The sequence below is a fragment of the Corynebacterium sp. HMSC062E11 genome (assembly GCF_001811845.1).
GTDB lineage: Bacteria > Actinomycetota > Actinomycetes > Mycobacteriales > Mycobacteriaceae > Corynebacterium > Corynebacterium hesseae.
In genome coordinates this window covers 159,656-167,643 of record NZ_KV806816.1, presented here as the reverse complement: position 1 = coordinate 167,643, position 7,988 = coordinate 159,656, and the positions used below count along the sequence as shown (strand labels likewise).

Annotated in this window: 11 protein-coding genes; 8 read left to right on the top strand and 3 right to left on the bottom strand. The window is 59.4% G+C overall.

Annotation, left to right across the window (positions count from 1 at the left end; translation table 11 throughout):
* The first annotated feature begins 256 nt into the window (after positions 1-256).
* Positions 257-1,075, top strand: a complete 819-nt coding sequence (locus tag HMPREF2822_RS09030; protein WP_232755650.1) for a hypothetical protein — start codon at positions 257-259, stop codon at positions 1,073-1,075.
* Positions 1,076-1,110: 35 nt separating this feature from the next.
* On the opposite strand, the gene HMPREF2822_RS09025 is transcribed toward HMPREF2822_RS09030, so the two are convergent.
* Positions 1,111-2,163, bottom strand: a complete 1,053-nt coding sequence (locus HMPREF2822_RS09025) for a pseudouridine synthase (RefSeq protein WP_083299169.1) — start codon at positions 2,161-2,163, stop codon at positions 1,111-1,113.
* On the opposite strand from HMPREF2822_RS09025, the gene HMPREF2822_RS13515 reads away from it, so the two are divergent.
* The 4 genes from HMPREF2822_RS13515 (at position 2,099) to HMPREF2822_RS09010 (ending at position 4,260) form a co-directional block, all read left to right on the top strand.
* A complete protein-coding gene (locus tag HMPREF2822_RS13515; protein WP_167595824.1) occupies positions 2,099-2,245 on the top strand; it encodes a hypothetical protein in 147 nt (48 codons plus the stop codon). The genes HMPREF2822_RS09025 and HMPREF2822_RS13515 overlap by 65 nt on opposite strands.
* A 40-nt stretch (positions 2,246-2,285) precedes the next feature.
* Complete coding sequence (locus HMPREF2822_RS09020) at positions 2,286-3,182, top strand: universal stress protein (protein WP_070523921.1); 897 nt, start codon at positions 2,286-2,288, stop codon at positions 3,180-3,182.
* Between the two features lie 140 nt (positions 3,183-3,322).
* Positions 3,323-3,583, top strand: coding sequence for a GlsB/YeaQ/YmgE family stress response membrane protein (locus HMPREF2822_RS09015; RefSeq protein WP_010188457.1), 261 nt, complete (start codon positions 3,323-3,325; stop codon positions 3,581-3,583).
* A 68-nt stretch (positions 3,584-3,651) separates the two neighbouring features.
* Positions 3,652-4,260, top strand: coding sequence for a TetR/AcrR family transcriptional regulator (locus tag HMPREF2822_RS09010; protein ID WP_070523919.1), 609 nt, complete (start codon positions 3,652-3,654; stop codon positions 4,258-4,260).
* Here the strand turns inward: HMPREF2822_RS09010 and yidC are convergent.
* Positions 4,217-5,203 (bottom strand): membrane protein insertase YidC, encoded by a 987-nt coding sequence (yidC, locus tag HMPREF2822_RS09005; RefSeq protein WP_070523917.1) that lies wholly within the window; start codon positions 5,201-5,203, stop codon positions 4,217-4,219. The two genes, HMPREF2822_RS09010 and yidC, sit on opposite strands and share 44 nt — an antisense overlap.
* A gap of 65 nt (positions 5,204-5,268) precedes the next feature.
* Between yidC and HMPREF2822_RS09000 the strand changes: the two genes are divergently transcribed.
* A complete protein-coding gene (locus HMPREF2822_RS09000; RefSeq protein ID WP_070523915.1) occupies positions 5,269-6,027 on the top strand; it encodes a class E sortase in 759 nt (252 codons plus the stop codon).
* Complete coding sequence (locus HMPREF2822_RS13510) at positions 6,027-6,179, top strand: hypothetical protein (RefSeq protein WP_167595825.1); 153 nt, start codon at positions 6,027-6,029, stop codon at positions 6,177-6,179. The genes HMPREF2822_RS09000 and HMPREF2822_RS13510 overlap by 1 nt, the downstream gene beginning before the upstream one ends.
* Positions 6,180-6,234: 55 nt before the next feature.
* Here HMPREF2822_RS13510 and HMPREF2822_RS08995 read toward each other — a convergent pair whose 3' ends face one another.
* Complete coding sequence (locus HMPREF2822_RS08995; RefSeq protein WP_070523913.1) at positions 6,235-6,789, bottom strand: DUF2020 domain-containing protein; 555 nt, start codon at positions 6,787-6,789, stop codon at positions 6,235-6,237.
* Here HMPREF2822_RS08995 and HMPREF2822_RS08990 point away from each other — a divergent pair.
* Positions 6,788-7,960 carry a sensor histidine kinase gene (locus HMPREF2822_RS08990; RefSeq protein ID WP_070523911.1) on the top strand — a complete coding sequence of 391 codons (1,173 nt, stop codon included), beginning with the start codon at positions 6,788-6,790 and terminating at the stop codon, positions 7,958-7,960. The two genes, HMPREF2822_RS08995 and HMPREF2822_RS08990, sit on opposite strands and share 2 nt — an antisense overlap.
* The last annotated feature ends 28 nt before the right edge of the window (positions 7,961-7,988 follow it).

Here is a 7,988-nt window from a genome sequence, read left to right as displayed (position 1 = left end):
CGTTAAAGCACCATCATTGCTTTAACGGTCTCTTTTTCGTTTTGCCAGCACTACCGGCATGCGTTACCACGTCTGCACTTCCAGGTCTGAACAAATAGCTTTTTAGTGACCGAGTCATGAGGGCCCTCCTCGGCACCACGTCTGTCGATGCTGGGGTGAAGTTGTTCTGTTCGTCTTCCTTGGCAGGGTCAGTTACAGTAGAGGCTGTGGTTATTGGTGTTGTTCGCGCAGACTGTCAAAGTTGCGGGCGTTGCGTTTGAGCGACAAGTTTGACCTGTGGGAACTTCCCTATGAGGGAAAGACCGTCTATGTTCTGCTTGCAGCACGGAGCAAAGTTTCTGCCCTGGCGGACTCAGAAAGTGCTGAAAGTCTTGCTACCTCGGATGAGATTCAGACGCGGGTTGCGCAGTGTCCTATACCCCGTGGGTTGATGGATAGGGTGCCGGCTGCATGTCTGATACGTGAGGGGCAGGTTGTCTCCCGGGTGAAAGATATTGAGCATTCTTTGGTCTTGAGGGAGAGGCCGGCCCCAGGGTGGGAAGAGGACGGTCTGAGCCACTTCTTTGCGGACAAGACTGTAAATGTCTTTGAGCCCGATAGTCGTTCAGCGCGGGTAAGACTCGGTGATGACCTTAAGCGGATCGACTTTCTTCCGGTTGCCAACGAGTCAGCACGGAAGAGGCGCGTTGACTTAGCCACACATCCCCACCGCGCGGGCGCGTGGGAACTCAGTAAGAAGTTCGCATTGGCGGCGCTGTCCTTTGTTCTTTTGCTTTTCGGGCCGGCGATTCGTGACCGACTAGAACCAGTGATTGAACCCGTGGCTAAGCGCGTTTCGGACCTGCATAGCCGGGGTGAGTTTTACGGCATGGTGTTTGAGTTCTTCCAGATTGACCATGTGATTGATTTTGCGGCGTCTCTGTTCAGTCCGATTGGCGCTGTCGTCGTTCCGGTCGCTGGCTTGGTGGTGGCCTACGTTGCCGGGTGGAAGGGCGCGCGGGACACGGGCACCTGGTGGGAGGTGGCCGGGCGTCCGCTTGGAAATGAACGCGAGATCCCGGCCTTCGAAAGGTAGGTCGAAGGCCATTGACAATGGTTAAATGTTCCTAATTACGGGCTCAATAAATGGTGGGTTCCAAGCGGTAGTTGAGAGGAGAATTCTCGGGGTCTGGCTGTGAATGGATCAACAAAAGAAATGTGTGTCGCCGTCAGGTGCATGGGAATCCGCATGTCTTCGGCCTCTGCAGGGAAAATGACCGGGTATATGGGGTCACCAATAATAGGGATGCCCGCCTGAAGCATGTGTAGCCGGAGCTGATGAGTCTTGCCGGTCTGTGGCTTGAGAGTGTACTTCGCTATCTCGGGAAGTGAACCGTGGATGGCTTCGTACGGTGCCTTATCTACTGGTTCCACGCCGCCGACCTCGGTGATGGCGTTGACTTCGCCCTCGACGATGCGACCTTGCAATTCCCCTGGGGTCTTCTCCATACGGGAGCGCCAGACGGTGCCGGGGGAGACGTCGGCAAGCGGGGCGATGGCTTCGTAAGTCTTGGTGACGCGGCGCTCGGCGAAGAGCGTTTGGTAGGCGCCCCGAACGGTGCGGTCCTTGGTGAAGACGAGTATGCCCGAGGTAAGCCGGTCCAGGCGATGCGCGGGGGAAAGCTCGTTGTTGCCTGTCATTCGGCGAAGGCGAACGGTGGCAGTCTCCGTGATGTGGCGGGCGCGAGGCATCGTAGCCATGAAGGGCGGCTTGTCGACGACCAAGAGGTGCTCGTCTTCGTGCAGGATTGGGATGTCGTATGGGACGGGTGTTTCGGGAGCCGGCATGCGGTAGAAGTACACCATCGCGTTGGTGGCGAGGGTGCTGTCGGGACTAAGCGGGGTGCCGTCTTGGGATACAACCTCGTTCGCTGTGAAGCGGGCTTGGAGGGCCGCGTCGTTATCGTCGGGGTGGCGGTGACGTTGGGTCACGATGAGGTCGTGCACAAAGTCCCACGCGGTGATGGGGCCTTCGACAACGCGGGCGTGAGTGGGGTTTAGTCCATCGCGGATAGGAAGTGGTGTTGCGCCACGCCCTTTTTGCGATATTCTTTGCCCCATGGATTTCAACTCTATTCTCGCGCCCGTCATCGATTTCTTCTCTAATGGTATCGGTGCCGTCATTCGTGATATTGCTGTGGCTGCCTACAACATTCTTTTCCCAGCGAATGCTGATGCCGCTACCGCCCCACAGGTCGGCCAGTAGGTATTAGACTGGAGGTGTAAGCACTTCGAAAGGAAAGGTCATGGCAAAGGAAGACATTGTCGTCGTCGCCGTTGATGGTTCGGAAGCGTCGAAGAACGCCGTCCGCTGGGCTGCAAATACTGCGGTGAAACGGGGTATCCCGCTACGTATCGCATCGAGTTACACGATGCCGCAGTTCCTCTACGCCGAAGGCATGGTCCCGCCGAAGGAGCTTTTTGATGACCTCCAGGCAGAGACCTTAGAGAAGATCGAGGAGGCCCGCGCCGAGGCTCACAAGATTGCCCCGGATTTGAAGATTGGCCACACCGTGGCTGAGGGTTCCCCGATCGACATGCTGCTGGAGATGTCCAAGGACGTCACCATGATTGTCATGGGTTCCCGCGGCATGGGCGGCCTGTCCGGCATGGTCATGGGCTCGGTATCTGCATCTGTGGTCTCCCACGCATCCTGCCCGGTGGTCGTGGTCCGTGAGGATAACCACGTCACCGAATCCACGAAGTACGGTCCCGTTGTTATCGGTGTCGATGGTTCCGAGGTCTCCCAGAAGGCAACCGATTACGCCTTCAAGGAAGCAGATGCCCGCGGCGCTGAACTCATCGCCGTTCACACCTGGATGGACATGCAGGTTCAAGCTTCCCTGGCTGGGCTTTCAGCAGCCCAAGCGGAGTGGGCCGAGGTCGAGAAGGAGCAAGCAGAACTGCTGACCGAACGCCTCGCGGAGTTCCAGGAGAAGTACCCGGACGTGCAGGTTAAGAAGGTTATCGCCCGTGACCGCCCGGTCCGTGCACTCTCGGAGGCCTCCGAAGGTGCGCAGCTGCTCGTTGTGGGCTCCCACGGTCGCGGTGGCTTCAAGGGCATGCTCTTGGGCTCTACCTCCCGCGCACTGCTGCAGTCCGCGCCGTGCCCGATGATGGTGGTTCGACCAGACTCGGAGTAACCATCGCATAACCTCGCTATAACGATTCGGGCCCTTTTATTGGATAAGTGGTGTGCCCGAGTCGTTTTGGTGTTTTAACGCGTACGGTGGGAGGGTACGTAGATAAACGCTATTTACTGTTATTCAAAGGAGTGAGTGTCATGGGACTCGGTCTCGGTTTCTTTGGTTCGATTGTTGTTGGCATCATTGCCGGCTGGCTCGCTGAGAAGATTATGAAGCGTGACCAGGGGCTGTTCACCAACCTCATCGTTGGTGTTATCGGCGGCCTCATCGGTGGCGGATTGCTAGCGCTCTTCAACAAGAGCGTCGGCGATAGCTGGTTCCTGATGATCATTACGGCAACGGTCGGTGCATGTATCTTGCTGTGGATCGTGGGAGCCATTACGGGCCGCAAGAAGTAAAAATTCGCATACATACCGGTTTGTCTATATTGTATAGATGAACCGGTTTTGTCATGTGAGGAGAAGAAATGGCCGAAAAGAAGTCGCGTCGCAACCGCCCGAGCCCGCGGAGCCGACTACTTGAATCCGCCACGCGGCTCTTTACCACCGAGGGCATCCGCGTTATCGGCATTGACCGTATCCTGCGCGAGGCCGACGTGGCGAAGGCGTCGCTCTACTCCCTTTTCGGCTCCAAGGATGCCCTCGTTATCGCCTACGTCGAGGCCCTCGATGAGGAATACCGCGCTGATTGGCAGAGGCGCACCGAGGACGCGACCGATCCGGAGAGCAAGATCCTCGCCTTCTTCGACAAGGCCATCGAGGAACAACCCTCCATGGAGTTCCGGGGCTCGCACTTCCTCAACGCGGCCGGTGAATACCCGCGTCCAGAGACGGATGCCGAGCGGGGCATCGTGGCGGCATGCGTCGATCACCGCACATGGATGCATTCCACGATCACTGCCCTGCTCAACGCCAAGAATGGCTACCCCTCAGAGGAGCAGGCGAGCCAAATCCTCATTTTCCTCGATGGCGGGCTCGCCGGCGCCCGCCTGACCCGCGACGTCGCCCCGCTGGTAACCGCGAAGCAGCTGGCTATTCAGCTTCTCTCGGCGCCTCCTGCTGACTATTCGATTTAACAATTTTGCGTGCCTCCGCCACGATGGCCGAGTGGCGTTTGCGGGCAGCAGCAACCTCCTCTTTGTGGGCAGGGTCTTCCTTAAGGCGCTGTTTAGCGGCTTTCTTCTCTTTCTTCTTTTCCTTAGCCCGCCACCGCCGGATGCTGTCGCGCCGCTGTTCGTGGACGGCCTCCGGTAGGGGATAGCGACGGTGCAGGATCAATTCATATACCAAGGTCTGTAGCAGGGTAAAGAGGTAGGAGCAGCCCCAGTAGAAGATGATGGTCACGGGGATGGGGCCATGCCAAGCCACTTTCCACAGCATCCAGGGGATGAGAACCACCATGAGCGCCATGAACCACAGCAAGCGGCGCGGAATCTTCTGATCGAAGACCGTGGTAAGAAAGCCACGGTAGAGCGTGATGAGCGTGTTGAGGGAGGTGAACACGAGAGCCGCCACGAGCATCGGTAGGACCAAGTCGTGATGCTCGCGCGCGAAATCGGTGAGGGGGACGCCGAAGACGGTGGAGGTGCGGAAGGAGGAGACGTCGCCAAGCGTGAGCATCCCCACCGGTTCATTCGCGGAGCCTGACACCCGAAGAACCACCTGGTAGAGGCCAATGAAAGCCGGGATGATGAGGAAGGCGGGGAAACAACCCACCAGCGGGTTGTGCTGGAAGCGCTCCTTGAGCTCGCGTTGCTGGGTGAGGATGTCGACAGCCTCATCGACCGAATCGGCCTGCGTGAGGTGTTCATTGAGTTCGGTCATCTCCGGGCGCATGAGGGCGCCGATGCGGCCCTGTTTCACGGAGAGCCAATTCAGCGGAGCGATGATGCCGCGGACCGTGAGCACGAGGAAGACGATGGTGAGGATCCACGCAGTCGAGCCGTCAAGGAAGGAACCAAAAAGCAAGTGCCACAGTTTCATGATTCCGGAGACCGGGTACATGAAGATGTTGATCATCGCCTACTCCTCTTTCTGCAGGGTGATGGGGCACTTATACGTTACCGGGAGGCTAAGGTATGGGTATGCCCCACCCCACCGCGCGCACTCGGCCGACCGTAGGGACCGTCATCGGTGAGCTTATGCTGACGGCCGGCGTGCTTCTGCTCCTCTTCGCCTTTTATGAGTCCTATTGGACAAATATCGAGTCTGGTCACAAGCAGGACCAAGCCAACGAGACGCTGCAGGAAGAATGGCACAACCCACGCGGAGCGGGCCATGCCCCGAAGCTCGGTGAGGCCTTTGCACGCCTTTATATCCCGGCCTTCGGCTCGGACTTCGCGTTCGCGGTTCTCGAAGGAACCGACGAAGACGATTTGTTGCGCGGGCCGGGGCACTATACCGACACGCAGATGCCTGGTGAGCCGGGCAATTTCGCGGTAGCCGGGCACCGTGTGGGCAAGGGCGCTCCCTTCAATGACCTGGGAAACCTGCAGACCTGCGATGCCATCGTCATCGAAACCGCGACTGACTGGATTACCTACCGCGTGCTGCCTATCGAAGGGGCTGCGGGGGACTGCTTCAGCCCAGAGCAGCAAGCCAAGCCGGAATACCAAGCTGTTCAGGGGCGCCATATCACCCTGCCGGGTGATGTGAGCGTGCTCCAGCCTGTTCCCGGGATGGAAGGGGCTGAGCCCAGCGAATCCCTGCTCACCCTCACCACCTGCCACCCGCAGTTCTCCAATGCAGAGCGCATGATCATTCACGCGATGGAGACTGACCGCGAGGCTAAAGCACCCGGAGCAGATGACAATGCCCGCCCCGCCGTCTTGGAGGAGAACTAATGTATCGCGCACTTTGGAACCTGTTGCCCGGCCCCACCGCGGTCAAGGCGTTGTTGGCTCTGGCCCTCGCCGTGGGGGTTTTCTTCCTGCTCATGGAGGTGATTTTCCCCTGGGTAGCGGCGCAGATGCCCTATAATGACGTCGCCGTTTAGGCGTTAGTCGCTGTTTAGACCATTAAATGCTTAGGTCGTTACTGTGCTTAGGTCGTTACAGACCTAAGCGGTTGATTGCTTCCTGCGCTATGAGCTGGGGCTTGAGGGTCTGCAGCTGATTCGACCACACCACCACGGCGTGGTTGTCCTTCTGGACGGCAAAGACCGTGTGATCCTCAAAGACGCCGCGCCCGCCGGACCAACCATCGAATTCGGCGAGCTCCGTATCTTCAACCGGTGCGGCCCAATCCACGACCGCGCGCGCCTCGTCGACGCTGGGCATCTGCCGGGCTAGGACGGTAACCTGTGGTTCCTCGGGGTAGGACCAGAACACGCAGGCAGGGGTGCTAAAGCGCTTGTCGATGCCCCACCGGGTCATCCTCTGCCCATTCGTATCGGCCACCCACTGCGTGTCCAGGTAGGGGCAGTCTTCCCAGTCACTGACCTCGGCGGTAGCGTCCATGGGCAGGCCATCGCCTGAGTTTGTGTCGGACGCGGGGCTGGAGGCCTCGGTGCTGGGGGCGGGGTCGGCTGCATCCGAACACCCCACCGCGGCAAAGCCTATGCCGATCAGGCAGGCGGCGAGCGGGGGAAGTAGGCTGTGGCGCATGACGTCCACACTAGACCAGCGCTCGGTTGAATCGGATGCACTGCGCAACGGTATCCACGTCCTGACGGCGACGCTGCTGGTGGTGGCGATATTTATGACGGTGCGCCTGCCGCTGTGGCAGGGCGTGCTCAATCTGCTGCTGTTGGTCTCCTTCGCGGTGGTGTACTTCGGGGGCTCGGCCTATATGGAGACCCTGCCGCGCATCGCGCGCTATGGCTGGATGGTTATCCTCACGGTCCTGTGGCTAGCGGATATAGCGGTGGCGCCCGCGGCCATCTACCTCGTGTTCTCTCTGTATTTTGTCTACCTCTACGTGCTGGAGATGATCCCCGGCATCATCTGCGTGCTCGCGGCCACGGCGGTGACCATCCTGGTGCAAGTACCGGGCGGGCTCTCCTTCGGCGGCATCATGGGCCCGGCGGTATCGGCCTTGGTGACGATTGCTATTACCTATGCCTTCCGGGCGTTGAGCCGCATGAACCAGGAGTTGATGAAGACCCGTTCCCAGCTCGTGGAGTCCGAGCGCACGGCCGGCATGACCGCTGAGCGCCAGCGCATCGCCCACGAAATCCACGACACGCTGGCACAAGGTTTGTCCTCCATTCAGATGCTCCTGCATGCCGCTGACCGCGATCTCGCACAGGAGGATATCCCCAAGGCGCAGGAACGCATCGAACTGGCTCGGCGAACAGCGGCGGATAACCTCCACGAAGCGCGCGCCATGATTGCGGCGTTGCAGCCGGCGGCGTTGTCCGAAACCTCCTTGGGGGCGGCCATGACAAGGATGGCTGAGAATTTTGCGGCGACCGGTGGGCTCGACGTCTCAGTGGACGTAGAAGGCGATGCGCAACAGCTGCCCATGAAGGTGGAGGCCGCGTTGCTGCGGATTGCGCAGGGAGCGGTGGGGAACGTCGTCAAGCATGCCCACGCCATGAAGGCTCGGGTGACCGTGACGTATGCGCCGGACGAGGTGCGCGTGGACGTGGTGGATAACGGCCAGGGCTTTGATGTGGAGGCAGTGGAAAATAAACCGGCGGGGCTGGGCCACATTGGTCTATCCGCCATGCGCCGGCGCGCGGCGGAACTCGGCGGCGAGGTCGTGATTGAATCCACGCCGGGAAGTGGCACGGCGGTCTCAGTTAGTGTGCCCTTAAACAACGATGTAGATTAGGAAATTGTCCACACCGTACCAATGAGGA

What these genes read in the sequence shown, in the direction of transcription:
- HMPREF2822_RS09025 (WP_083299169.1), bottom strand. Translation starts at nt 2,163, where the DNA reads ATGACGGCACCGATACCATTAGAGAAGAAATCGATGACGGGCGCGAGA.
- HMPREF2822_RS09015 (WP_010188457.1), top strand. Translation starts at nt 3,323, where the DNA reads ATGGGACTCGGTCTCGGTTTCTTTGGTTCGATTGTTGTTGGCATCATT.
- HMPREF2822_RS13515 (WP_167595824.1), top strand. Translation starts at nt 2,099, where the DNA reads ATGGATTTCAACTCTATTCTCGCGCCCGTCATCGATTTCTTCTCTAAT.
- HMPREF2822_RS13510 (WP_167595825.1), top strand. Translation starts at nt 6,027, where the DNA reads ATGTATCGCGCACTTTGGAACCTGTTGCCCGGCCCCACCGCGGTCAAG.
- HMPREF2822_RS09020 (WP_070523921.1), top strand. Translation starts at nt 2,286, where the DNA reads ATGGCAAAGGAAGACATTGTCGTCGTCGCCGTTGATGGTTCGGAAGCG.
- HMPREF2822_RS08995 (WP_070523913.1), bottom strand. Translation starts at nt 6,789, where the DNA reads ATGCGCCACAGCCTACTTCCCCCGCTCGCCGCCTGCCTGATCGGCATA.
- HMPREF2822_RS09010 (WP_070523919.1), top strand. Translation starts at nt 3,652, where the DNA reads ATGGCCGAAAAGAAGTCGCGTCGCAACCGCCCGAGCCCGCGGAGCCGA.
- yidC (WP_070523917.1), bottom strand. Translation starts at nt 5,203, where the DNA reads ATGATCAACATCTTCATGTACCCGGTCTCCGGAATCATGAAACTGTGG.
- HMPREF2822_RS09000 (WP_070523915.1), top strand. Translation starts at nt 5,269, where the DNA reads ATGCCCCACCCCACCGCGCGCACTCGGCCGACCGTAGGGACCGTCATC.
- HMPREF2822_RS08990 (WP_070523911.1), top strand. Translation starts at nt 6,788, where the DNA reads ATGACGTCCACACTAGACCAGCGCTCGGTTGAATCGGATGCACTGCGC.